General features: G+C 37.3%; 15 protein-coding genes, 2 pseudogenes and 1 CRISPR repeat array (1 of these 18 running past the window's edge). Of the genes and pseudogenes, 12 read left to right on the forward strand and 5 right to left on the reverse strand.

Annotated elements, in window-relative coordinates; translation table 11 throughout:
- Positions 1-4 precede the first annotated feature (4 nt).
- Genes GJU82_RS02045 through GJU82_RS02055 form a run of 3 tightly spaced genes read right to left on the reverse strand, consistent with a single transcriptional unit; the run spans position 5 to position 5,467 of the window.
- Entirely contained in the window at positions 5-3,697 is a 3,693-nt protein-coding gene (locus GJU82_RS02045; protein WP_153630625.1) for an ATP-binding protein, read from the reverse strand.
- A complete protein-coding gene (locus tag GJU82_RS02050; protein WP_153630626.1) occupies positions 3,681-4,274 on the reverse strand; it encodes a hypothetical protein in 594 nt (197 codons plus the stop codon). The genes GJU82_RS02045 and GJU82_RS02050 overlap by 17 nt, the downstream gene beginning before the upstream one ends.
- Positions 4,271-5,467 carry a hypothetical protein gene (locus tag GJU82_RS02055; RefSeq protein WP_153630627.1) on the reverse strand — a complete coding sequence of 399 codons (1,197 nt, stop codon included), beginning with the start codon at positions 5,465-5,467 and terminating at the stop codon, positions 4,271-4,273. Before GJU82_RS02055 ends, GJU82_RS02050 begins: the two co-directional genes overlap by 4 nt.
- 243 nt (positions 5,468-5,710) lie before the next feature.
- Between GJU82_RS02055 and GJU82_RS17145 the strand changes: the two are divergent.
- Both GJU82_RS17145 and GJU82_RS02065 read left to right on the forward strand, forming a co-directional pair.
- Positions 5,711-5,890 (forward strand): annotated as a pseudogene (locus GJU82_RS17145) (tyrosine-type recombinase/integrase); the annotation flags it as partial.
- Positions 5,891-5,992: 102 nt separating this feature from the next.
- A pseudogene (locus tag GJU82_RS02065) lies at positions 5,993-7,102 on the forward strand (IS91 family transposase); the annotation flags it as partial.
- Between the two features lie 352 nt (positions 7,103-7,454).
- Here the strand turns inward: GJU82_RS02065 and GJU82_RS02070 are convergent.
- Positions 7,455-8,474: a serine/threonine-protein kinase gene (locus GJU82_RS02070; RefSeq protein ID WP_153630630.1), complete on the reverse strand. Its 1,020-nt coding sequence runs from the start codon at positions 8,472-8,474 to the stop codon at positions 7,455-7,457.
- Between the two features lie 9 nt (positions 8,475-8,483).
- Here GJU82_RS02070 and GJU82_RS02075 point away from each other — a divergent pair, with 9 nt between their 5' ends.
- From GJU82_RS02075 to GJU82_RS17150, 3 genes are all read left to right on the forward strand, one after another.
- Entirely contained in the window at positions 8,484-9,404 is a 921-nt protein-coding gene (locus GJU82_RS02075; protein WP_153630358.1) for an IS1595 family transposase, read from the forward strand.
- 236 nt (positions 9,405-9,640) lie between these two features.
- On the forward strand, positions 9,641-10,747 hold the full coding sequence (locus GJU82_RS02080) for a Fic family protein (protein ID WP_153630631.1): 1,107 nt from the start codon (positions 9,641-9,643) through the stop codon (positions 10,745-10,747).
- 241 nt (positions 10,748-10,988) lie between these two features.
- Positions 10,989-11,174, forward strand: coding sequence for a hypothetical protein (locus tag GJU82_RS17150; RefSeq protein ID WP_194830943.1), 186 nt, complete (start codon positions 10,989-10,991; stop codon positions 11,172-11,174).
- Positions 11,175-11,325: 151 nt separating this feature from the next.
- On the opposite strand, the gene GJU82_RS02090 is transcribed toward GJU82_RS17150, so the two are convergent.
- A complete protein-coding gene (locus GJU82_RS02090; protein WP_228488758.1) occupies positions 11,326-11,943 on the reverse strand; it encodes a tyrosine-type recombinase/integrase in 618 nt (205 codons plus the stop codon).
- A gap of 257 nt (positions 11,944-12,200) precedes the next feature.
- Between GJU82_RS02090 and GJU82_RS02095 the strand changes: the two genes are divergently transcribed.
- The 7 genes from GJU82_RS02095 to cas2 all read left to right on the forward strand — a co-directional run bounded on the left by GJU82_RS02095 (position 12,201) and on the right by cas2 (position 20,068).
- Positions 12,201-12,494, forward strand: a complete 294-nt coding sequence (locus GJU82_RS02095) for a hypothetical protein (protein ID WP_153630633.1) — start codon at positions 12,201-12,203, stop codon at positions 12,492-12,494.
- A 34-nt stretch (positions 12,495-12,528) separates the two neighbouring features.
- Positions 12,529-12,711 (forward strand): hypothetical protein, encoded by a 183-nt coding sequence (locus GJU82_RS02100; protein WP_153630634.1) that lies wholly within the window; start codon positions 12,529-12,531, stop codon positions 12,709-12,711.
- Positions 12,699-12,998, forward strand: a complete 300-nt coding sequence (locus GJU82_RS02105) for a type II toxin-antitoxin system RelE/ParE family toxin (protein ID WP_153630635.1) — start codon at positions 12,699-12,701, stop codon at positions 12,996-12,998. The genes GJU82_RS02100 and GJU82_RS02105 overlap by 13 nt, the downstream gene beginning before the upstream one ends.
- 535 nt (positions 12,999-13,533) lie before the next feature.
- Complete coding sequence (locus GJU82_RS02110; protein ID WP_153630636.1) at positions 13,534-14,112, forward strand: hypothetical protein; 579 nt, start codon at positions 13,534-13,536, stop codon at positions 14,110-14,112.
- A 413-nt stretch (positions 14,113-14,525) separates the two neighbouring features.
- Positions 14,526-18,752: a type II CRISPR RNA-guided endonuclease Cas9 gene (cas9, locus tag GJU82_RS02115; protein WP_153630637.1), complete on the forward strand. Its 4,227-nt coding sequence runs from the start codon at positions 14,526-14,528 to the stop codon at positions 18,750-18,752.
- 24 nt (positions 18,753-18,776) lie between these two features.
- On the forward strand, positions 18,777-19,667 hold the full coding sequence (cas1, locus tag GJU82_RS02120; protein ID WP_153630638.1) for a type II CRISPR-associated endonuclease Cas1: 891 nt from the start codon (positions 18,777-18,779) through the stop codon (positions 19,665-19,667).
- A 62-nt stretch (positions 19,668-19,729) separates the two neighbouring features.
- Positions 19,730-20,068 carry a CRISPR-associated endonuclease Cas2 gene (cas2, locus tag GJU82_RS02125; protein ID WP_153630639.1) on the forward strand — a complete coding sequence of 113 codons (339 nt, stop codon included), beginning with the start codon at positions 19,730-19,732 and terminating at the stop codon, positions 20,066-20,068.
- Between the two features lie 207 nt (positions 20,069-20,275).
- Positions 20,276-25,643: direct repeats of the CRISPR family, unit length 36 nt; unit sequence GTTGTGGTTTGATGCAAAATTGAAAAGACTTACAAC; it runs 1,460 nt beyond the window's last position.

Consider the following 25,643-nt stretch of genomic DNA (forward strand, 5'->3'; position numbering starts at 1 on the left):
GGTTTTAATTTTGTGCAATCAGGCGGTTTGCGTGAGTAATGCTATCTGGTGTTTTCTCAAAATCATACACATATTTGTATGCCATTGCATTGGTTTCAACTGGTGAGCCATTTATCATCCATATTCCTCTGTCATTTGCAAAGTTTATTAGACTTTCAATGTTTTTGGGATGAATAATATTTATTTCATCCATTATACAATGGAGTTTAAAGTCGTTCTGTTTTTTTGAAGCCGTCTCTTTTAAAACATTTAAAAGCATAATGTACAGCATTGCTTTCACCAAAACATCAGTTCCGTTTGAACCAATATCTGCAAGTTTTGTCTGCCACCCGGTATCTTTGTTGTTTTCCACAACTCTAAATTTAAGTTCAAAAGTATCTTCAAGTGAGATTTCAATTTTGTTTTGTTCCTGTGCAAGATTTGTCATCAGAGCAACAAGTAACTTAAATGCAGTATCATTGTTCTCTTCTAATTTTAATCCCGTGAACAGATTTAATTCTCCAAAACCAAATGGATTTTCAGCATGAAACTTCCTTATTTCCTCAAATGTTTGGAATACTTTATTTTCACTTGGGTCTGCTTTTAACTCAACTTTTTGGACAACTCCAACGAAATTATGCTTTTCAAAATCTTTATTCATTTTTGAAATTATCTCATCAATTTCTTTCTTCTTGGATGAGAGCTGCACAATGTGTTTTACAATAAGGCTGATTAAATCTGAATGGTTTTTTTTGATGTATTTTTTATAGTCATCAATTTTATTGTCAACCACAAAATCCTTTAGGTCATTCGCAAATGAACAATATGCTGCATCATCTGTAAAAGTAGTTGGAAAATTAAAAATGTTCCCTTCTCTTAGTGGGCTTGCAAACTTGTTTATCGATGATTTTAAATCTTTTAGTTTTTCAGATAAGGTTTGTTGAAGATTTTGAATCCTTTTAATTAAATCGGATAAAAGTTCCTCGTTTGCTGAATCTTCATCGTGTTCCACGTAATATTCAACATCATTGTAAAAAGGTGATAGTTTAAATTGCTCAAATTCTTTTATCTGCCTTCTTTGTTCCTTTAATTCATCGTTGATGCTATCAAATTCTTTTTTTATTAGTGTCTGTTTATCGGAAAGTTCTTTGTTCACTTTTTGGAATTTTTCTTTTAAAGAGCTGAGTTCTGAACTCAATTTTGAGAAAGCCGCTTCAAACTCTGGAAGTTTATCAATCAAATTTATTTTATCCTCATTGTACACAGCAACGACTTGATTCAATTCTTTAATTGACTGTAAGCTTTGATTCAGTCTTTCTTTCTCAACTTCTAATTTACTGAGTCGTTTTGTGTCAACCTTACCTTCTAATTCGTTTATCCTGTCGTTTTTGACCTGTGAAACTTTGCTCAGGTATTTTTGTTTTTCCCCAACAATCCGGGCATCCAGTTTCTGTTCTAAATTGTCAAAATGGCTTTTTAATTTATTGGTTTCTTGTTTTTGCTCTTCCTGCTTTTCCTTTACTTTCTTCTCTTTTTCTGATTTTATGTCCTGATATTTTTGTTTGTTTTTACCAATGCTTAGAAGAACTTCTTTAATCAAAGGTTCTATCTTGGATAATTCTTCTATTTTTTTCTTTTCAGCATCCTTCTGAAGATTTGATATTTTCAGTTCCGCTTGAGAATATTTCACCTCAGTCTGAGTAATGAGTGTCTTGGTTTGCAGTACTTCTTGATTTAGCTTTTTAAGAACTTGATTATACTTATTGTTTATTTTTTGCTCTTGATTTTCAAACTCTGTTTGTTCTTTTTGAAATTCCGATTTAATTTCCTCAATGACTGAAATCAATTTATTCTTTTCGCTTTGATAATCAGCAATCGTCTTTACATTTAAATCAATTTCATCAAGATTGAGTTTTACTCCATAAAATGACTTATTGTTCTCAATTATTTGTGGGGAAAGATTTTGTGAAAGTAAAATCTTTTCGTCAAACACTTTTCCAATTGTTTGTTCCCATTCAGGATAGTTTTTGTTCAGAAATTCATGAAGTGAGTCTTTAAATGCTTCGAGCTTTTCCTCAATTTCATCAAGCTTTTCTTGTGTGGCAATACGTTTGTTATCAAGCTCTTTTCTTTTGTTTTCAAATTGAAGCTTTAATATTTCTTTCTCGTGATTCCCTTTATTCTGAAGTTTTTCAATTTCTTCTTTATGTAATTTAATATTATTGTTACTCTCTGATATAAGATTTTTGAAATCTATGAATTTGTCTTGTTCCGATTTAATTTCTTCTTCAAAGAAACGAGTAATGTCTATTTTGTCTCTTTGACGCTTAAGTTTTCGTTCTTTATCATTCAACTGATTTTGAATTTCAGTTTCATCTTCCAACTGTTTCTCAAATAGTTGCCTTAAATCCTCAATGAATTCGGCATATTGTTCAATGATTTTGCTTCGTTGTCTTGCTGAATCTGCTTTTAAAGTGGATTTCTTATCATTCAAAATATTAAGACTCGCATTATGGGCATTTTCAAGTTGCTGTAAAATTGATTTGTATTTTTCTTCAATCGATTCAACTTTCGATGTTAGCAGTTTTATTTCATTCTCGATATTTCCTCTTTCAGTTTCAAAAATTGTCTCTTTTGCTACAAAATCCAGGATCGTGTCAATTCCTTTCAGATTTTCTTTTTGTAGATTATCGTAGTATTTAATTTTGCTTTGGGCATCATTTACATTCTTCTGTGCAATAGCAATCTTCTTATCAAAGTCTGATTTTGTATTACTGAAGTTTTCCAGCAACTCTTTTATTTGCTTTTTACAATCTGTATGCTTCTCATCAAGTTTGGAAGAATCAATTTCTAATTTTTCAATTTTGGTTGTTAGGTATTTCTGATTTGCCCCCAATGTTCTGGCGGTAATTATTTTTGTCTGTTCAAGCAGGTTTAATTCGTCATAATTCTGAATAATTAATTCAGCTCTTCGCTTAATTTTCTCATAAGCAGAAATATCGTTGTAATCTTGTTTGAAATCACTCAGTTGTGTCCTCAGAACATTAAGGTCAACTTTGTATCCCTTGCCCTCATTAAGTGCAAAATCATCAACACTAATAGAGTTTATAATTGTTGTTTTTATTGCATCAGACTTTAGATTTGAGTTGAGATAAATATTTGAAATCGTTTTAGGAATATTTTGATAGGCAGGACTTTCAATAATTGAATATTGCTTGAAATTACGGCTTAACCCATTAATCTGATTTGTCGCACCGTAGATAATATTACGATATTCGGTAAACTTTATAATTTTTCTGGAATGTCGTGTTTGCGTTAAAATATTTTCTGAAATTTTATTCGGTTTTAAAGGCAAAATCCCTTTTGGTGTTTCTTCAAGAAAAAACTCTCTTTTATATTCGGAATCTATAAATCGGTAGCAAAGTTGATTATGTTCCTTGTAAAGCCATATTAAATATTTCCCTTCTTTAGTTGCTATTTCATAGATAATATGCGAGTTTGGAAATTCGAAATAGTAATCAGCAAAATCACTTTTATTTGCAACTTTTGGAATTCCAAGTTTTTGAGTATCCGCATTGTAAAAAAACAAAATAGCCCTTAAAACAGTAGTTTTTCCTACCCCTTGGTCTCCTGTAAAATGGACATTGCCATTTAACACAATTTCCTGGTAGTCAATATTGCCAGACTTAATAAATATTATCTTATTCAAATGTTTCATCTTCTTCCTCTTCAATTACAATTGATACTACTAATTTTTGCAAATAACGATATGAAGCAAGTACTTTGAATTCATCTGAATATTCGTTTGTAAGGTCAAAAAAAGTTTCTTTGACCATATATCGAGAGAGTTTCTGAATCCTTTCAAGCGGTTTTTCAGTTGCAAATTCCTGATAGTTTTTGAGCGCTTCTAACTTTTCTTGTAAAGCACTGTTTACTTTTGATTTCTCAAATATTCTGGACGGAGAGAAAATTGTACCTTGGGAGAACGGCTCATCGATTGCTTTTGCGTAAGTATTAAAAAAGTCGAGAATATCAATCCATTTATATGCCCGCTTAACTTTATCTTCTAAAATCTGATTTGTTTCTTTTCTGCTGAAATAATAGTAACCAGACCCTTTTTCCAATATGAATCCAATACGTTGAAAATAATCTCTCAGTATTTCATAATTGTTTTCTAACTCAATGATATTGAACAAATCTTTTACTTCATCACTCCCGCTATCTTCGCTGATGAATTGTCCTTTGCTTAGTCTTTCAAAAATATCTGATGTTTGTATTGGTGGTGTTCCAGTCATAATTTAGGTGTAATTAGTGCATATTCAATATTTTCAATTTTGGAATAAGTATCTGAAATCGAAAAGTCATCTCTGAATTGTGAGGCTAATTTACAGAACAAAGTGACTTTTTCCTCGAAAGAAAGTTCTTTCTCAAAATTATAGTTGTTTATAAAATCAAATAAATCACCACCCCTTGACAAAAAGCTTTCTTTAAGTTTATTAGTGTCAACCACATAATGGTTTTTGTCCTTTCCATTTAAGAATTCATTTCGGATGATTCCGGATGATTTTTCGTCAATATTTATAGATTTCTTTAACTTATAACTTATTCTAAGGAGAATATTATAAGCTTCTTCTGACTGAATGTAATCGAGAGATAAAGGAGTTGAAAATCGAATTTCATTCTGGAATTGGAGACTATTATCTTTTGAAATCACATCAATAAAATTGCTTTTCTCTGCTAATAAAAGCTGGTCTTTTAAAAGTTTAACCTTTTGAATGTGCTTGAATATTTGGGAATCTTGCCTGATTCGATTTATAAAATCGAGAATTTTCTGAGTAATATCAATCAGATTCTGTCTGGCAATAATAATATCTCTATCGAGTCTCAAAATAATTTGGTTTAATTCATCATCTTGCACCATCTTAATGAAGTATTCCCATGTGCTTTCTCGAAAAAATGCATCAATCTGTTCTAATAATTCATCGAGATTTTTTCTTTTATTATCATATTCCTGTAGTTTACTTTTTTTGATACTGAAAACTTTCTCTGTCGCAAAAACATCTTCAACACTTCCCCGCAATGTTGTTATATTTCTTAAAACATCTTTGCCAACATTTCCAATATTTCGTTTGGTTTTAAGAAGATATTCATTCTGTTTGTTTGGTCTTTTTTCAAGTTCCCAATTTTGAATATTTTCTTTTAAGATGCGGATTAATCCACTGGTATATTCGTAATTAATTTCCTCAATGGAATCAGTGAATTTTTCAAGAAAATCCAAAATGTCTTGGTTTAAATCAACGGTACTACCAAATTGAACTAAAATATTCTTTTCAATTAGAGAAGTCAGTTTTTCTTCTTCAAAATTCACAAACTCCAAAAGGTTGTCATATTTGACGCTGTTCTTTCTTTTGGAGAAAAGGAAGTCAATTATTTCCCTCTCTTTATAGAGAGTGCTTATTAAATCTTTTATTGAATTAAATGCAAACATTTTTTACGGTTTCTGTGTGTCAGCAAAGAAATAGCTCTTTTGGTTTTTCTTGTGAGGGTTTTTGTGTCGGCAAAACACCAAATGTGCTATTTGTGCGTTGGCTTGTCATTATATTTTAGTTTGTTTCTCTTCTTTTTCACTGTGAATGGTAACGGTTTAGGCTATGATTTCGTTGCGGAAAAATCCACAGGATTCTTTCCGCCGTAGCCGAAAGATAATAAATTTGCGTGGAATTTCCGGCATTGTTTTGCCACGCACCACCTCGAACAGGGCACCAACATTCTGGTCATACAGCGCCTGATGGGGCATTCCGATTTAAGCAACACGCTCAAATACCTCCACGTGCAGCAACTCAACACAAGCCAGGTGGTAAATCCGCTGGACACGCTGGAAGGACTGGAGGGGCTATGCAGGAACAAATAACTGTAGGAAGTTTACTGCGTGAATACGGGGGAAACTACATCAGCCAAAACAAGGTAACAAAAGGACAGCAGGGCTTAATCCACCTGCTGTCGACGTACCCGTACAGCAGGGCTTGGGAGCCATTTTGAAAAATGCGACCATTGCAGTTATGTGGGCAAGGCAAACAACAGTTGCCGCAACCGCCACTGCCCTGTGTGCCAGCAAAAAGAAAAACTGGAATGGCTGGACAAACGGATGAAAGAACTTCTCCCGGTGGGGTATTACCATTTGGTGTTCACCCTGCCGCATGAGTTAAACCCGCTTTGCCTGCAAAACAGGAAAGTGATGTATGGCTTGTTGTTCAAAGCTGTTTCACAAACCCTGCTCGAACTTACCCGTGACGTAAAGCACCTGGGCGCTGATATTGGCCTGGTTACCGTACTCCATACCTGGGGTCAAAACATGAAGGAACACCCGCACCTGCATTGCATCATGCCCGCAGGGGGCCTGGGCTTCGACCGCGAACACTGGGTACATGTACCGGACAAAAACAACTTTTTTATCGCCGGGAAAGTGTTGGCCAAAAAGTTCAGGGGCAAGTTTTTGGATATGCTAAAGCAGTCGAAGGAAAAGGGGGGGCTCGATTTTCACGGAAAGCTGACAGGCATAAAAGGGCCGGAGCAATTCGTGCGTTTTCTTGCGCCCCTGTACCAAAAAAGCTGGGTGGTAAATGTACAGAAACCCATGGGCAATCCTGAAAAAATACTGGAATACCTTTCGCGTTACGTATTCCGTATTGCCATTACCGACCGGCGTATTATTGAAGTGAAAGATGGCAAAGTCCGTTTTTCATGGAAAGATTACCGTACAGGCAGGTTCCGGGAAATGAAACTGGATATCAATGAGTTTATCCGCCGGTTTTTGTTGCACATTTTGCCAAAGGGCTTTTTTAAGGTGCGGTACTACGGTATCTTTTCCAGTCGTTACCGGAAACAAAACATCGAAACGGCAAAACAACTGCTGGCACAGGAAACTGAAAACCAAAAAGAAGAAGCCTTGGAAGATGGAATCCGTATTTTAGAGAAACAGGATACGGTGTGGGCTGAAATCCTGGAATGTATCCAAAACTTCCGGCAGCCTAACTGCCCGGTATGCAAAAAAGGGAGGTTGCGGTTTGGTGAAAGATGTTCCGTGGAAACCCGGATAGTGCCTACCCTGCAAATCGTTCTTTGAAAAATTGCACAACCGGTTTACCAGCTAAAAACTTTTGGTTTTTGGCTGAACGGGAAAAGTATGCCCGGTGGAAAACGAAAAACGTGCCCAATACCCGGGTTCCGGCCTTAAAACAGGTAAAATAGCAAAACCGGCCGCAGAAAAACAACGGAAAGGATGCAGGAAAACCATTCAATCCCCATAGTGTATAGCTTTGAACAGCAACGGTTAAGCCCAACACGAATTAAAACACAATTGGGCGTGCATTTTGAGCGCAGTTACCCTAAAAAAAGGCAGCAGGTAAATCAACCTACTGGCTTTTTTCAGGGCCCAACTGTGCCTTAATTCCTAATTTGTTGGCGTTTCGTGCATTTTAGTTCAAAGTTGTTTCTCTTAATATTTTATAAAACTGGTTGTCAACTTCAGAATCGGATATTGATTTCAAGCAATTTGATGTCCGTCTGATATTATTTTTCTTAAAATCTATCGTCCAACCACTGCGCTTTCTTATTTTACTTAATTCAAACTGGTCATCATTATGCTGACCTGACCATAAATCATCATCAACTCTAGTCCAATCAATAGCGAAGGATAATTTCTCCAAAGCTTGTCTAAATGCTGTGCAGCTTTGAAATCGAGTTTTACTATTTTTATGAATTGATTTTTTTAAAATTTTTATAATCTTGTCAGGTATATGTGGTTGAAATTGGCGGGGCGGAAATAAATCTTTTTTAACAGCTTTCATCCATTCCTCCTTAGTTTTAAAATTAAAAACCAATTTATTAGTATTATTTAGAAGTCTGTAGAAGGTAATTCCCATTGCATAAATATCACTTAATTTATCCATTGGATTGCCTTGAATTACTTCAAGAGGTTGATGGGGTTTGTAGCCCATAACATCACTTGGCTCCACATGGTAATCTATCGCTAATCCAAAATCTGAAAGCTTAGCTTCTCCATTCTCACCAAACATTATATTACCTGGTTTTATATCGCGATGAAGAACATTTTGATTATGCGCATGCTCTAGTCCTAATAAACTGTTTTGTATAATTCGGCTTGCCTCCTTAGTAGAGATAAATCTTTTTTCAATATGTTTTTGAATAGAACCATGTGAAAGGTATTCCATTACTATCATCACTACTGGTTCACCTTCAAAAAGTGTAGCCCGAACCTCTTTAACATCAACAATATGTTTATGTCTACAAATATCAAGGGTTTGCCCTTCCTTAACTGCGGTCACAAATCTAGGTGGGTCAGGTACCTTTATTATTTTAATCGCTCTTTCCCTTTTTAAAAATGGGTCAAAACATAAAAATACATGTCCAAAGAAACCGCTACCTAAATGGTCAATAATTTGAAATTTATCTATTGAATTAGGCTCTTTGTAAATACAATAGAAATGTCTACTTTAGGGGGAAATATTATAAAAATGGAGAACAAATTCAGAAGCCTTACTATTTTTGAGTTTCAGGAACGTTTCCCTGACGAAGATTCTTGTTATCAATATTTGACTGAACTAAAATGGGGGACTGGCTTTGTTTGCCCCAATTGTGGACACACCAATTATTGTAACGGAAAGCGCCTATTCGACAGACAGTGTACCAGTTGCCACCGAATCTCCTCCCCAACGAGCGGGACATTGTTTCACCAGTTAAAGTTCTCGGTATTAAAGGCCTTTTACATTGTTTATTATGTAAGTACGAGTAAAAAAGGGATCAGCAGTACGGAACTAAGCAGAAAGCTTGGGTTAAGACAAAAGACCTGCTGGAAGTTCAAAGGCAAGGTAATGAAAGCCATGGAAAGCAGTGGCAACCATAAAATCGATGGCAAGGCCGAAGTTGATGAAACAGTTGTCGGCGGCCAGGAAGAAGGGGTTGTGGGGAGAAAAAACGGCAAAAAGAAGTTGGTTGTATTTGCCATTGAGAGAAACGGCAAAGGAGTTAGCCGTATGTACGGAAAGGTCATCAAGCAGAGCAGTTCGAAGGAACTTGGTGGGTTTATGAAAATGACCATTGAGACAAGTGCACAAATAAAGACAGATAAATGGCGAGGATATTCCCCTTTGGTAAAAGACTTCAGTAATCTTGTGCAGGTTGATTCAGGGAAAAAGGGCGGCAACTTCCCTGACTTGCACAGGTGTATTATGGGCTTCAAAGGCTGGCTCCGGGGCATGCACCACCAAGTCGAAAATTTGCAAGCCTATATTGATGAATACTGCTACCGGTTTAACCGAAGTAATATGAAGGAAAGAATCTTCGATAGCCTTTTAACCAGAATGGTTAATGCAGAGCCCTTCCCTTATAAACAAAGTATTATTTAAATGCCTAATTCAAATATTTTAAATAATTATAAGGAAAATTGGGAAAAGGGATTGATTGAAAGTGGTAAGGATTTATTGACAAAATTGAAAATAATTGAATAAAGCCCAGCCGTTGCCGGCAAGGCTAATGACCCCGGATGCGGAGAAAAACGCCTTTAAATAACGCAAACAATGCGGAGAAAGTTTCAAAATGCAGAGAAAACCCACTATATTTACCGTAAAATTTGCGGAATAAAATGAAGGTTTACATTTACGAAAACGAATTTTGGCCGAACTTTACTTGGAATGACCAAGAACTAATAGAGTTACTTGGAAAGGTGAGAAACCTGCAAGGAAGGATTGTTGGCAAGATGGAATCTTTAGGATTTAATCTAAAACAACAAGCTGAATTAGAAACATTAAAAACTGAAATATTACGTTCATCTGAAATCGAAGGAGAAATACTAAACCCGGAACAGGTTCGCTCATCAATTGCTCGCAAATTGGGTATGGACATTTCCGGATTAATACCATCAGACAGAAATGTTGAAGGTATCGTAGACATGATGCTTGATGCTACGCAGAATTTTAGCCAACCTTTGACAAAGGAAAGAGTTTTTGATTGGCACTATGCGTTATTTCCAACAGGGAGAAGTGGAATGTATAAAGTCATCGTCGGTAATTGGCGTAATGATTCTACGGGTCCCATGCAAGTGATTTCCGGGCCAATGGGAAAAGAAAAAGTTCATTTTCAAGCCCCGGCTGCAACACTAATAGATGAAGAAATGAATTCTTTTCTTGATTGGTTCAATAATTATGAAAAAATTGATTTAGTATTGAAAGCAGGAATTGCTCATTTATGGTTTGTCACAATCCATCCATTTGAAGACGGAAATGGAAGAATTGCCAGAACAATAAGTGATATGCTATTAGCACGGGCAGATGGAATATCACAGCGGTTTTACAGTATGTCTGCCCAAATTAGACAAGAAAGAAAGGAATATTATGAAATTCTTGAAAAAACCCAAAAAGGAGATTTAAATATAACAAAATGGCTCACCTGGTTCTTAAATTGTTTACTAAATGCTCTAAATGAATCTAATATAATTTTAGAAAAAGTAATTAACAAACACAATTTCTGGATAGAAAATGCATTAAAAATCCAAAATGGAAGGCAAAAATTAATGCTTAACAAAATTCTGGATGGAGATTTTTTTGGGAAATTAACTTCATCTAAATGGGCAAAAATAACAAAATGTTCACCAGATACTGCATTAAGAGATATACAAGACTTGATTGATAAAGGGATTCTCAAAAAAGCAGAAGAAGGAGGAAGAAGTACAAATTACGAATTAATTGAATAAAGAATTAAAGCCCAGCCGGCAACATAGCTGTAATACGCCAGCCGGGGCTCCACAGTATATTGAGGGTTTCGTTTTACCCCCTTTAATGCGTTCAAGCTGATAAAATCACAACTGGTCTGAAAGCCACGCCCAGGCGCATATAGCCAGGACGTTATGCTTCATGCTGGGAGAGTTCCCTGCAATCAATTAAACAGAATTTTATCATCAGAATCAAAAAGTGTACATTTGGAATAATTTGATTATGAGTAAAGTAAGTAAAATAAGTAAAGTAAGTACAATAAGTACAATTGATATAAAAAATGCAATAATCTCAATTACGAAAATTGAGGAAGAGGATTACATCTGTTTGACTGATATGGCAAAGGCAAAGGAAGGAGATAATAGAGCAGCAAATTCCGAAAACATCCGGACGGCCATTCTGGTATAATCCGGACACTAAATTAGGCCTGTTTATCTTGCTTTTTCAAATAAAGGAAAAGCGATGAAGCAAATAGACATGAAAAAAGTAAGTGAATTATTGCAATTAGTTATTTCGCAAGGGCAAAGCTCCCGACAGGCTGGCAAGATAATTGGCATCATCAAGTAATGCCCAGGTGGGTACCTTTTCCTCCCGCGCCTTCAAAAAGATAATGCTGTGGCTTGTACTTTTTGTAATAATCCCTTAAAACAGAAAGTAAAACCGGCGATAGCGGCACTTTACGTTGTTTCAGCCCTTTGCCTTCCTGGATGTTGACCTGCATCCGCTTACTGTCAATGTCGGTAAGTTTGATGTTTACACTCTCTGATACCCTGGCCCCGGTGGAATAAATGAGCATGATGATAGCGCGGTGCTTGAAGTTGTCAATAGCCCCAAGTACATCGCTCACTTCGTCTTTTGATAAAACCAGCGGGAGTGTTTTGGCAACCTTTGGCGTTGGAAGGTATTCTTTTGCCCACTCTTTATGGTAAATATTTGTAAAGAGGAACCGAAGGGCGTAGTAGCCCATTTTTACACTGCCCGGCTTGTGGTTCCCGTCGGTGGGCATACTTTGAAAATAGGCCCTGAGTTCTTCTACTCCCGTGTGTTCCGGGTCTTTTTTGCAAAAGTTACTGTAATCGGCAATGTGCCACCAGTAACTTTTACGGGTCCTTTCACTTAGATTGCGTAAAACCGCTTCCTGTTCAAATCTTTTTTTAAATTTGTCATAATACGTTATTTTAAATGATTAAATGCCTCAAAGATACTGGTTTTCGGTGGCCTGTAAAACCACCGAACGCCAGTGAGGTTAAGTTCAACAAATTGCAAATTGCATTGCGGGGTTCGTGCGGTGCGTTGTCTCCGCTCCTTTCTTGACCGTCATGTCCTACCGGACACTGACGCTCTTCGAAATCCGCAACGACAACTTGCAAGTGACCGTTGTGCCTAATTGCAAGAAACATCCTACACGATGATAAACGATTAAAATTTAATGACATGAAAAACTTAAAATTCAAAAAATCTCGATTGATTCCAAACTTGACTGACAATGAGAATAAGAAATTATTTCGTGCGATGAATATTGCCTTGATAATTGGAGGACTAAGCCTTATCCTGACATTTCTCTATCTGATTGTAAATTTGGATAAAGCAGATAGATTGGTTATATTTTGTCTGCCAGGATTTGTACTTGGATTGGTTCTAATGATTCTTTATGCGATTGGACACCAAAAACTGACTAAGGCTAAAAAACAACGGAGATTTGAGAAATCAATTTCTTTTGGACAATAGTCATTATATTTGTATAAAATTAAAAGTGTAAGATATGTTGACTAAAAATACTGTAAGGCAATCGATTGACAATCTTCCTGATTCATTTACAATTGATGAGCTTATTGAACAATTAATATTTATAGAAAAAGTTGAAGAAGGCATTAAACAATCGGATGAAGGTAAAACTGTTTCAAACGATGATGTAAAAAATATGATTGAGAAATGGTCAAGTTAGTTTGGACTGAACTATCAACAGATGATTTAAAAGAAATCTTTGATTACATAGCAAAGGATTCTGTTCGATATGCGTCAATCACAGTAAATAAAATCTACAATCGAGCACAAGATATTATTGACAATCCTTACGTTGGACGGGTAGTTCCAGAGATAAATATGAAATTCATCAGAGAAGTGATTTCAGGAAATTATCGGATTGTGTACAAAATAATTAATGAATTTCAAGTTGATATTTTACGAGTTTATCATTCAGCAAGATTATTAAAAGCTGACAGATTGGAATAAGCAACATAGGCAAACAAATTAGGAATTAAGGCACAGTTGGGCCCTGAAAAAAGGCAGTAGGTTTGCATACTTACTGCCTTTTTTCAGGGCAACTGCGCTCAAAATGCACGCCCAATTGTGTTTTAATTCGTGTTGGGCTTAACCGTTGCTGTTCAAAGCTATACCCTATGGGGATTGAATGGTTTTCCTGCATCCTTTCCGTTGTTTTTCTGCTGCCGGTTGTGCTATTTTACCTGTTTTAGTGCTGGGACCCGGATATTGGGCACGTTTTTCGTTTTCCTCCGGACATACTTTTCCTGTTCAGCCAAAAACCAAAAGTTTTTAGCCGGTAAACCGGTTGTGCAATTTTTCAAAGAACGATTTCAGGGTAGGCACTATCCGGGTTTCCACGGAACATCTTTCACCAAACCGGCAAAACGCAACCTCCCTTTTTTGCATACCGGGCAGTTAGGCTGCCGGAAGTTTTGGATACATTCCAGGATTTTAGTCCACATTAAGCGATGATATCGGCGATTTTACCGCATTTGATTCAACTATGACACCCGATTATGTAACAACGGTTCAGGGAGCTGTTGGCCGGGTGAAGGAAATCAAGCCGGACGCCGTTATCATCGACGAGATGAGTGAATGGACACAGAAGGTGGATGCTGCCATGAAAAAGTGCAGCGATGCCTACAATAACGTGGCCTATTTTATTCGAAAGGCTTACAATGGTAACACGGCTGTTCAGAACCAGTTTGGTTTGAACGACTATATGAAAGTCCGCGACAGTCAGGCTAAAATGGTGTTGTTCATGGAAACGCTGGGCGACATGGGCACAGCGCATCACGACGAGTTGGTGGCCGCAGGATGCGGCGAAAGTGTGCTTACTTCCATTCCTGAAGTAGCCACCGAACTGCGCGAGGCCAATATCAACCAGGAGAAGTACAAAAAGGAGCGGGGCGTATTGACCCAGGAACGGGTACAACGCCTGAACGAGGTGTACCAGTTGCTGGTTCCCCTCAGCGAAGCCGCGCAAATCATCTATCGTGACGATCCGGCACGCCTGAACAAGTATACCCTGACCAGCGCAAAACCGGCAGGCGGCGCGGGCAGTTCGACTGACGACCTTTAAACTTTCATTCTCCGCCGGCCTGGTACCACTGGCGGGGAATTGAAAAATACAAAGGCCTCATTTGTGAAACAACATTTTATTGATAAATTAGAAACTCCTAACGCTTGGTTTTTTACCTAAACATAATTTGGCATACTTTTTTTGCCGGAAAATACGTTTAGTAATGAAACTAACTGAACCATTTACATGAAATCAGTGTGCATTTTTTTTAAGACGGAGAAAATTTGTTGGACGGATGGGAGAGACAAACAGTTTCCGCAAAAAAGAAGTAGTCGAAAGGACCTTTATAGCATATCTATAAAAACAACGAACCTCAACATTACTGTTGAGGCTCTAAATTTTTTCCTTCGGCATATAGCCTTATTGTGATTTGATGCAGTTCAAATGTAATAAATATTCTAAGAAATACAACTATGACAAAAGTAAAACTTGGTTTAGATATTGGTACCAACAGCATCGGATGGGCTGTTTTGGAAAAAGAAGATAGACTCCATCACTTTCTTAAAAAGCAGGTGGAAAATGGAAATGATATTCCAACAAAAGGAAGTTATATTTTCCCAAAGGGAGTTGATGGACAGGAAAAGTCAAAAGCAGCAACAAGGCGTGGCTTTCGAAGTGCCAGGCGACGTATTGACAGAACAAGACGAAGAAAAGTAACCACCTTGCAAGTCTTGTCAGATTATGGATTATGTCCAAAATTGTCGAAAGAAGAAATAAGCAATTGGCGATATAAGAAAAACTACCCGTGCAACAATGTTGAATTCATCAAATGGCAACGTACTGGCACCAAAGGTGGTGATATAGAAACTGAAAAATATAAGCAGCCGTATTACCTCCGTTATTTGGCAGCTACAAAAGAGGGATTGATGGATTCTCAAATTGGGCGCTTCCAATTAGGGCGTGCATTTTACCATTTAGCCCAGCGCAGGGGATACCTTTCGCAAGAGGAGGAACAGGCTGATGATGCGATTGAACAATTCAAAATTGCCATTAGCAAATTACTGGAAGAACATACAAACGCTCCATCTTTTTCTGAACCGTTTGAAGCCGTCGCTGAAATGTACAAAAATGATAAAAAGGCCAAATCATTGGCTGCTAAAATCAGACGGCAACTAAAGAAAGAATCCTCTTTTCCCATAATAATTGAGTTTATTGAGAAGGAGTTTAATAAAAAGGAGAACCTAGGGAAAGTGGCAACTGAAATCAATGAGTTGTCACAGCAGATTGCAAATAGTGGACAACCAACGTTAGGTTGCTATTTCTACTCTATCTATGGATGGAAGCATGATGATGGAACGACTCAACGAATTAGGGGGAAATACATCGATCGGGAAAAACATTATTTGCACGAGTTTAATTATATCTGCGACAAACAAAAGATTGATGCAGAATTAAGAGAAAAACTTCGATTCGCCATTTTTTACCAACGTCCGCTGAAGAGTCAAAAAGATTTAGTTGCAAAATGTCCTCTGGAACCAGAGCGGAAACGAATTGCAATTTCTCATCCCCTGTTTGAAGAGTTCCGAAAATGGGAATCGATTAACCGGATTAAAATAAAGACCGATTCAGATGAAAGACTTAGACCACTAAATAAAGAAGAAAAGAAGTCAATTGTCAGTCAATTTGACTATGTGAAGGATGTGGAATTTGAGAAGTTAGCAGAACGGTTATGTGGTGAAAAGGATTATCGGTATATAAGAGACAAAGAGAAATTGACTGCCGAAGTTGAATTCAATTTTCCAATGACAACCACTTTCCCAGGATGTCCAACCATTGCTAAAATTAAAAAGGTCTTAGGAAAGGATGAGAAAGGAAAATATTATTACAGCACGTTGCCGTTGCTCAATACAGGGTATAAGGATGAAAAGAACAAAAAGCAAATCAGCATTGAAGACATTTGGCATTGTTTGTTTACCGATTCTTTTGGAGAGAAAACCAAGCAACAAGCCAGAATGGAATTTGCAGAAAAGCATTTAAACTGGGTTGATGCTGAAGCTTTCGCGAAAATTAAATTGGTGAAAGGCTATGGGAGTCTGAGTAAATCAGCCATCAAAAAGATTCTGCCTTATTTAAAGGAAGGAATGTTGTATTCTCATGCAGTTTTTACAGCCAATATTGAAAAAGTACTTGGTCGGAAAACCTCTCCAATGGAGACTGAAGAAATTACCGATTGCATTAAAGAAGCAATGGTAAAACATGCGTTTGAAAAAAGGGTGAATGCCGTTGTTAACAACTATATTGATAAATATAAAAGTGAAGAAGCCGGTTTTGGTGATGATCCCAACAGCCAGCGGGCACATCAAAACGGCATATCGAATGAAATTAACTCTTGGTTTTCAGGTTCCGAACTGGAATCGATGACTGAAAAAGAACGAAGTAGTTTAGAGCAACAATGCTGGAACAAATTTGTAAAGCAAGCAACAAACAAGCGGCCTCAGAATGTTGAATATCTCTCGACGAAAACCGTTCCCGATTTTATAAAAGATGTTTTAGCGAAGCAATTTCCAAATGACATTATAGACGTCAGTAAGCTTTACCATCCGTCGGCTATAGAGGTTTACCCGGAAGCAGAAATGCGCTTGGGTAATCCCGAAATCAGTTCTATTAAGAATCCGGTTTTCAATAAAGCCATGCATCAAATAAAACATTTGGTCAATAAGTTGATTGAAGAAGGGTTGGTTGATAAAAATACGGAAGTGAATGTAGAACTGGCCCGCGAAATAAACAGTGCCAGTTATCGACGAGCATTAACGCAATATCAGAAAGACCAGAAGGCAATCCGGGATTGGGCAAGGCGAAAAATTATTGAATGTTATGATGAGAATGTTCGTGAAAACATTCATCCAACCGCTACACAAATTACCAAGTACATTCTTTATGCAGAACAAAACGGGCATTGTCTTTATACCGGTGATACCATTACACCGCAAAAGTTTTTTACCGAGCAAAAGTATGATATTGAACATACTATTCCCCGTAGTAAATGGAATGACAATTCGTTAATCAATAAAACACTGGCTAATGCAGATTTCAATCGGAATTACAAACAGGATGTGCTGCCTGCTATTCTTGATTTAACATATAACGGACAGCAAGTTGATGCGGATACCATAGTTCAAAACCGAGACAGGTGGTTGAAGTCATATAATATTTCAAGTAACGAAATACAATTCAATGTCTCTTTAGTGTCATTAAAAGCAGAACATAAAAAATATAAGTTGGCAGCAAAGGCCGCGGCAGGAGATGCTTTAGCTCACGATGAATTGATGTATAAAGCACATTATGCCCGGTTACGTTTGGACTATTTGGCTCAGAAATACAAGACCTTTGAGCGGGAAGAAATTCCGGCTAAATTTAATAATGCCAATCTTGTTGATACACGAATAATTACCAAATATGCCCGTGCTTATCTGAACTCATACTTTAAAAAGGTAAATGTGATTAACGGGCAGGTGACCGATACGCTTCGCAAAATATGGGGGGTGCAGGGGCAATATGAAGAAAAAGACCGAAGTAATCACATTCACCACTGTATTGATGCCGTCACTGTCGCTTGTGTGGAGAAAGGAACAGTCAACCGAATGTCGGAAGCATTTCATCGTTATGAGCGGGATTACTTTAGCGGAGATTCATCTGCAAAAGTGTATTTGCAGGAGCCTATGGAAAACTTTGTTGATACCATGAAAAAACTAAAAGACGAAGTTTTTATCTATCAAAAGCAAGTCGACCGAATAAAACCATTACTCGAGGAATTAGGGAAAGAAAATCCTCAGAAATTGAATTTAAGAGGAGCACTGAATAAACCAAATCCATATGGATTAATAAAAAGAGAAGGGCAAGATGTTTTTGTCCAGCGCTCGTTAATAAAAGATTTTGGAGATAAAGACATCCCTTCAATTATCGACGAAATGATTAAGGAACGCCTTTACGATCTTAAGCGTCAAAGAGGAGATGTGAAAATTGATAAACTTAAAAAGGATGGAGTTATTATTTTGCCGGAGTACAGCTATGTCGATAGAAATGGGAAGACAAAGGTATTAAAAGAGATGGTTTTGCGTAAAATCAGATTAAAGGCTTACAAACAAAGCCAATATCCATTGAAAGAAATTCGAAAAATCGATCTATCGGAGAAGGAGTATAAGCGTGATGTGTATGTACTAAAAGAAAAAGACTCAAACTATGAAGCCCGATTGTTTGGCGATTTAATTCCAGACAACCCTGAAGGGAGAACAAAATTTAAAAAGAGAGAATATTTTCTAATCAATTCAATTGATTTGGTGAAAAACAAAGTATTGATACGTCCCAAATATCCTTTTTTGTTCTCCATTCACACAGGCGATCAATTTTTGATATTTGATAAACATCCCGATGAAATAAATTGGAATGCTCAGAAAGACTTAAATATGAGGCTTTTTAAAATCAAAAAATTTGATGAGGACCAAAATATTATTTTGCAGAGGAATAGTCATTCTTCTTCAGAGAAGGATGTTTATGCATCTGAGAGTAAAATTGACGATATGGATGCATTTTTATTGAAAAAAGTGCCGTCATCTTTTCGCGCAGTACCAACAAAAGTTGATGAGTTAGGGCGAATAGATATCCAGTATTCGAAAGCTTTTATCGAAAAACATACTAGGTAAGAGGTAAACGTTAAACTACACCTGATGCTAAAACGAACCCTGTTTTTCTCGAATCCTTATTACCTGAGCCTGAAGAATAACCAGCTGGTCATTCAGTCAAAAGATGAACTGAGCACGAAAACGGTTCCGGTGGAAGATATCGGCTTTGTGGTGCTCGACCATCCGCAAATTGGCTTTAGTATGAAACTACTGGAGATTTTGAATGCCAACAATGTGGCGGTTGTATTTTGCGACAGCAAGCACATGCCTTCGTCTATGTTGCTGAACCTGGATAGTCACAGTTTGCAGAACGAACTGTTCCGGGCACAGCTTAGTGCGACCGAACCCTTGCGGAAGAATTTGTGGAAACAAACGATTGAGGCGAAAATCAACAACCAGGCAACCATGTTGGAGAAATCGGGGCATAAGGCTTTTGAGTTGCGGAGTTATGCCAAAAGTGTGAAAAGTGGCGATGTGGAAAACCGGGAAGGACTGGCTGCCCGTATTTACTGGAACCGGTTGCTGGGAAATGATTTTTACCGCGACCGGTATGGAGCAGCGCCCAACCATCTGCTGAATTATGGGTATATCCTGTTGCGTTCAGCTGTAGCCCGTGCCTTATCCGGTTCCGGATTGCTGCCTACCCTGGGGATTCACCATCACAACCGGTACAATGCCTTTTGCCTGGCCGACGATATCATGGAACCGTACCGGCCCTATGTCGATAGGCTTGCCCTGCTTGTGTACAGCGAATTTCCCGATGAAACGATGCTGAATAAGGAGATGAAGGCGGCCATGCTGAACCTGATGAGCATTGATGTAGTGATTAACGATAACAAGCGGCCGCTGATGGTGGCTTTGTCGCAGACAACGGCTTCGCTGGGCCGTTGCTTTAGCGGTGAGAGTAGGAAAATCGTTTATCCGGTTTTTAATTAGAAAACTTTTCCAAAGTTTCGAACTTTGGAAAAGTTAAAAGAAACGCAAGCATTCAAAAAACAATGGAACAAACCCGCCTAAACGCTTATCACATTATGTGGCTATTTGTCTTTTTCGACCTGCCCGTTACCACGAAAAAGGACCGGCGGCAGGCGACCCGTTTTCGTCAGGATTTGCTGAAAGACGGGTTTTCCATGATGCAGTTTTCGGTATATAACCGGCATTGTGCCAGTAAAGAGAGTGCGGAGGTGCACATGAAGCGGGTGAAAAGTTTTGTTCCGGAGAAGGGACAGGTCAGCATTCTGACGGTCACCGATAAGCAGTATGGCAACATCAGCAACTATTGGGGAAAACGTAGTTCACCCATGCCGGAAGGCCCTAAACAACTGGAAATGTTTTAAATTTGAACGGAAACTTTTCCAAAGTTCCAAACTTTGGAAAAGTTGGAAACGGAATATCGCTCTTTGACATGCTGATTTATCAAAAGCATCATTATATTTCGAATCGAAAAAATGAGGCATTGAACCACTTCTTTGGAGTACAAACGCGATTTTAGGGATTGAATAAATCGCCATAAGCCCTGTAAAACGGGGCAGAAGAAGCCCTAGGTTGTGGTTTGATGCAAAATTGAAAAGACTTACAACCAACTCTACCTTCTGGTATTGGCATATCTTGTTGTGGTTTGATGCAAAATTGAAAAGACTTACAACTTGCCGTTTCGTATGGAATTATATCGTCAGGTTGTGGTTTGATGCAAAATTGAAAAGACTTACAACCAAAGACGAATACATGTTGCTAACCCCAGCGTTGTGGTTTGATGCAAAATTGAAAAGACTTACAACATGCTGAGGATGGTCGTGATGCAGTGAAGAGTTGTGGTTTGATGCAAAATTGAAAAGACTTACAACTCTTCAACAGCCTTGGAACATGCCATGTCAGTTGTGGTTTGATGCAAAATTGAAAAGACTTACAACATAGCAGTTATTAAAGATTTAGCAAAAACTGTTGTGGTTTGATGCAAAATTGAAAAGACTTACAACCTATCTGCGTTGAGGGACCTACCGATGTATGTTGTGGTTTGATGCAAAATTGAAAAGACTTACAACAATAAACTAAGGGTCTATCTTCGATCTACCGTTGTGGTTTGATGCAAAATTGAAAAGACTTACAACTGGATACGCGGAGTAAATAACTTTTTTATAGGTTGTGGTTTGATGCAAAATTGAAAAGACTTACAACTTTTCAATGAATTGTAGAATACCCATTAGTGTTGTGGTTTGATGCAAAATTGAAAAGACTTACAACAAGGAAATATTTTTTAAATTTTATACCAGGGTTGTGGTTTGATGCAAAATTGAAAAGACTTACAACATTCGTGTTGGGCTTAACCGTTGCTGTTCAGTTGTGGTTTGATGCAAAATTGAAAAGACTTACAACCAGCATCATTCTGTTGACAATACTTTTCAAGTTGTGGTTTGATGCAAAATTGAAAAGACTTACAACAGTATTAGGATATGCATCAATGCTAACTAGGTTGTGGTTTGATGCAAAATTGAAAAGACTTACAACGCAATAGCATATATAATGAATGGCTTGCAGGTTGTGGTTTGATGCAAAATTGAAAAGACTTACAACTAAATCGGGAGCTAAGGCGGCTCTTGATGTGTTGTGGTTTGATGCAAAATTGAAAAGACTTACAACGAAATGCTCTGCATTTCTACTCTTTAATTGGTTGTGGTTTGATGCAAAATTGAAAAGACTTACAACGCAATCTCACAAATTGAATCAAATAATGGTGTTGTGGTTTGATGCAAAATTGAAAAGACTTACAACTAATTGCACGAGGTTCGTTCTGCCAATTTTGTTGTGGTTTGATGCAAAATTGAAAAGACTTACAACCTCAGTATCTGCAATTATAGAGACTTCGAAGTTGTGGTTTGATGCAAAATTGAAAAGACTTACAACTGAAAAACATGCAGGTACAAAGCAAATTTTGGTTGTGGTTTGATGCAAAATTGAAAAGACTTACAACTATCTCAGGCAGTAAAAAAGCTAATGATGTTGTTGTGGTTTGATGCAAAATTGAAAAGACTTACAACCATTAGGAGCAGATTATGTGATGATCGGTTGTTGTGGTTTGATGCAAAATTGAAAAGACTTACAACTTTAAAACAAGAATGTCGTATTACTATATGGTTGTGGTTTGATGCAAAATTGAAAAGACTTACAACCATTATAAATTATATGTTACTATTGTAGCGTTGTGGTTTGATGCAAAATTGAAAAGACTTACAACTCTATCAAATCCATTTGCTGATCGAATGCGGTTGTGGTTTGATGCAAAATTGAAAAGACTTACAACGTATCGATGATGTACAACAACTGGGCGCTCGTTGTGGTTTGATGCAAAATTGAAAAGACTTACAACTATGTAGAACGAGTCCCTTTAAAATATGATGTTGTGGTTTGATGCAAAATTGAAAAGACTTACAACCTATTTTAGTATTTTCATCTATCAAAATATGTTGTGGTTTGATGCAAAATTGAAAAGACTTACAACATCTTTCTCTCTGCCAGGATTACCATATTTGTTGTGGTTTGATGCAAAATTGAAAAGACTTACAACAAGGAGGCAAAATAATACAACTCATTAGACGTTGTGGTTTGATGCAAAATTGAAAAGACTTACAACAACATTCTTTTTGCTCAGGAAAATGAATTGGTTGTGGTTTGATGCAAAATTGAAAAGACTTACAACTTTTTTATGAATGATTGAATACCCATCAATGTTGTGGTTTGATGCAAAATTGAAAAGACTTACAACATCTTCTCAACAGTATCATAGCCTTCGTCAGTTGTGGTTTGATGCAAAATTGAAAAGACTTACAACGTTGGGGCGCGGTTCAAGGACTTCTCCGGGGTTGTGGTTTGATGCAAAATTGAAAAGACTTACAACCTCAGCAGAAGCAACCTGTGATAAATCTCCGTTGTGGTTTGATGCAAAATTGAAAAGACTTACAACAGGAGGTTTAGCTACCGGACTGGGTTCTCTGTTGTGGTTTGATGCAAAATTGAAAAGACTTACAACAGTTCAGCAAGTTTCACGCCATCCTCGTCAGTTGTGGTTTGATGCAAAATTGAAAAGACTTACAACAATATAAATCTTCACAATTGTAAACGTGGGGTTGTGGTTTGATGCAAAATTGAAAAGACTTACAACTTATTATAAAAGCTTGGCAAAAAGTTAAAAGTTGTGGTTTGATGCAAAATTGAAAAGACTTACAACTTCGCCTATAAACAAGAACATCTCTTGTATGTTGTGGTTTGATGCAAAATTGAAAAGACTTACAACTTGGAGGGATGCATAGCCTTAGGCTTGTCTGTTGTGGTTTGATGCAAAATTGAAAAGACTTACAACGGTTGGAAAGGTACAAGCACACAGTTCTGGTTGTGGTTTGATGCAAAATTGAAAAGACTTACAACCCATGATCGCGGCTCAAAGACGCTACCTGGGTTGTGGTTTGATGCAAAATTGAAAAGACTTACAACTATTTTGCCATGCCACATAAATAAGCAGTCGTTGTGGTTTGATGCAAAATTGAAAAGACTTACAACATATGTCTTGACCTTGACGGTATCGAGCCAGTTGTGGTTTGATGCAAAATTGAAAAGACTTACAACCCAGTAAATTCAACGGAGTTTCATTCGTACGGTTGTGGTTTGATGCAAAATTGAAAAGACTTACAACATCACTTAATTTGACTGGTCTCTTCATTACGTTGTGGTTTGATGCAAAATTGAAAAGACTTACAACAAGTTCGCAAAAATTATGCACCCCTTAAATGTTGTGGTTTGATGCAAAATTGAAAAGACTTACAACCACAATCATATTTTTTCTGTAATTGCTTAAGTTGTGGTTTGATGCAAAATTGAAAAGACTTACAACACTTTAAATTTATTTTGCTTCCATTTTCTGTTGTGGTTTGATGCAAAATTGAAAAGACTTACAACTGGTCAAAATTGGATTGAATGGTTTTGCTTGTTGTGGTTTGATGCAAAATTGAAAAGACTTACAACACCAAGTTTTGCAAGCTCATTTTGAAGGGAGTTGTGGTTTGATGCAAAATTGAAAAGACTTACAACATTTTGGCTGGGCAAGTTGTCGAACCTCCGTTGTGGTTTGATGCAAAATTGAAAAGACTTACAACGGACGCGCGCTTCACAGACCTTCAAAATCGGTTGTGGTTTGATGCAAAATTGAAAAGACTTACAACTGGATCCGAAAAAATAAACAAAGATGAAGCGTTGTGGTTTGATGCAAAATTGAAAAGACTTACAACGACAAAGCCCGCATGCTGATGAAGGAACATGTTGTGGTTTGATGCAAAATTGAAAAGACTTACAACAGCAACTGCCGACACTGGATCCACTGCCGAGTTGTGGTTTGATGCAAAATTGAAAAGACTTACAACAACCTTCTTTTTTTGCATTTTTGAATTCATGTTGTGGTTTGATGCAAAATTGAAAAGACTTACAACGAGAAATCAACTATACCCAAACAAGTCAAGGTTGTGGTTTGATGCAAAATTGAAAAGACTTACAACTTTATTAAGAAGTACCGCTTGGGCATAACCGTTGTGGTTTGATGCAAAATTGAAAAGACTTACAACCCCTACTCAAAATCAGTAATTGCCCAGAGGTTGTGGTTTGATGCAAAATTGAAAAGACTTACAACTCGTGGTAAAATAGGTTCGAGCGGAGTTGGTTGTGGTTTGATGCAAAATTGAAAAGACTTACAACAGTTCCGGCTACAAGTGAACCGACTAAATAGTTGTGGTTTGATGCAAAATTGAAAAGACTTACAACCGACCATACAACTTACCCCCGAGCAACGCAGTTGTGGTTTGATGCAAAATTGAAAAGACTTACAACAGCAACTGCCGACACTGGATCCACTGCCGAGTTGTGGTTTGATGCAAAATTGAAAAGACTTACAACTAGCTCCGACCCATTTACACATAGCGAGTGGTTGTGGTTTGATGCAAAATTGAAAAGACTTACAACCCAATCAGCAATCCTGAATCAACTTTCAAGTTGTGGTTTGATGCAAAATTGAAAAGACTTACAACCGTTTGCAATATAAGTATAAGTTGACGAGCGTTGTGGTTTGATGCAAAATTGAAAAGACTTACAACCTAGGGCATTTAGCCCTAGGAGAAATCTTGGTTGTGGTTTGATGCAAAATTGAAAAGACTTACAACGACATTTGAAGTGTAAGAGCCTTCGACCCAGTTGTGGTTTGATGCAAAATTGAAAAGACTTACAACTTTTCGTCAATTTCATCCATAAGATAATCGGTTGTGGTTTGATGCAAAATTGAAAAGACTTACAACGCCAGCTCTCGAATGTCTTCGTCATCGGCGGTTGTGGTTTGATGCAAAATTGAAAAGACTTACAACTTTCTATTTCAAAGATTAAAGATATAGCAGGTTGTGGTTTGATGCAAAATTGAAAAGACTTACAACCAGCCTTCCACGCCCAATTTTTTACGTGGCGTTGTGGTTTGATGCAAAATTGAAAAGACTTACAACAAGCGGCGCTCGCTTACTGGAAGGGACTTCGTTGTGGTTTGATGCAAAATTGAAAAGACTTACAACTCGAAGTCTCAATCATTGCAGATACTGAGCGTTGTGGTTTGATGCAAAATTGAAAAGACTTACAACAAAAACATTGCTCACAATTGATGAGCTTTGTTGTGGTTTGATGCAAAATTGAAAAGACTTACAACTTGATGACTTCACTTATTCGTAGTCCTTCCGTTGTGGTTTGATGCAAAATTGAAAAGACTTACAACATACAAAATGGTTTTGCAAAAACCAAAGTGGTTGTGGTTTGATGCAAAATTGAAAAGACTTACAACCGCAATGGGTGTCTTGGTACCAAGACCCGCGTTGTGGTTTGATGCAAAATTGAAAA

Origin of the sequence: Prolixibacter sp. SD074 (assembly GCF_009617895.1) — a bacterium.
Classification (GTDB): domain Bacteria; phylum Bacteroidota; class Bacteroidia; order Bacteroidales; family Prolixibacteraceae; genus Prolixibacter.

What these genes read in the sequence shown, in the direction of transcription:
- cas9 (WP_153630637.1), top strand. Translation starts at nt 14,526, where the DNA reads ATGACAAAAGTAAAACTTGGTTTAGATATTGGTACCAACAGCATCGGA.
- GJU82_RS02110 (WP_153630636.1), top strand. Translation starts at nt 13,534, where the DNA reads ATGACACCCGATTATGTAACAACGGTTCAGGGAGCTGTTGGCCGGGTG.
- GJU82_RS02050 (WP_153630626.1), bottom strand. Translation starts at nt 4,274, where the DNA reads ATGACTGGAACACCACCAATACAAACATCAGATATTTTTGAAAGACTA.
- GJU82_RS02100 (WP_153630634.1), top strand. Translation starts at nt 12,529, where the DNA reads ATGTTGACTAAAAATACTGTAAGGCAATCGATTGACAATCTTCCTGAT.
- GJU82_RS02045 (WP_153630625.1), bottom strand. Translation starts at nt 3,697, where the DNA reads ATGAAACATTTGAATAAGATAATATTTATTAAGTCTGGCAATATTGAC.
- GJU82_RS02095 (WP_153630633.1), top strand. Translation starts at nt 12,201, where the DNA reads ATGAAAAACTTAAAATTCAAAAAATCTCGATTGATTCCAAACTTGACT.
- cas2 (WP_153630639.1), top strand. Translation starts at nt 19,730, where the DNA reads ATGGAACAAACCCGCCTAAACGCTTATCACATTATGTGGCTATTTGTC.
- GJU82_RS02105 (WP_153630635.1), top strand. Translation starts at nt 12,699, where the DNA reads ATGGTCAAGTTAGTTTGGACTGAACTATCAACAGATGATTTAAAAGAA.
- GJU82_RS02075 (WP_153630358.1), top strand. Translation starts at nt 8,484, where the DNA reads ATGTCTACTTTAGGGGGAAATATTATAAAAATGGAGAACAAATTCAGA.
- GJU82_RS17150 (WP_194830943.1), top strand. Translation starts at nt 10,989, where the DNA reads ATGAGTAAAGTAAGTAAAATAAGTAAAGTAAGTACAATAAGTACAATT.
- cas1 (WP_153630638.1), top strand. Translation starts at nt 18,777, where the DNA reads ATGCTAAAACGAACCCTGTTTTTCTCGAATCCTTATTACCTGAGCCTG.
- GJU82_RS02055 (WP_153630627.1), bottom strand. Translation starts at nt 5,467, where the DNA reads ATGTTTGCATTTAATTCAATAAAAGATTTAATAAGCACTCTCTATAAA.
- GJU82_RS02080 (WP_153630631.1), top strand. Translation starts at nt 9,641, where the DNA reads ATGAAGGTTTACATTTACGAAAACGAATTTTGGCCGAACTTTACTTGG.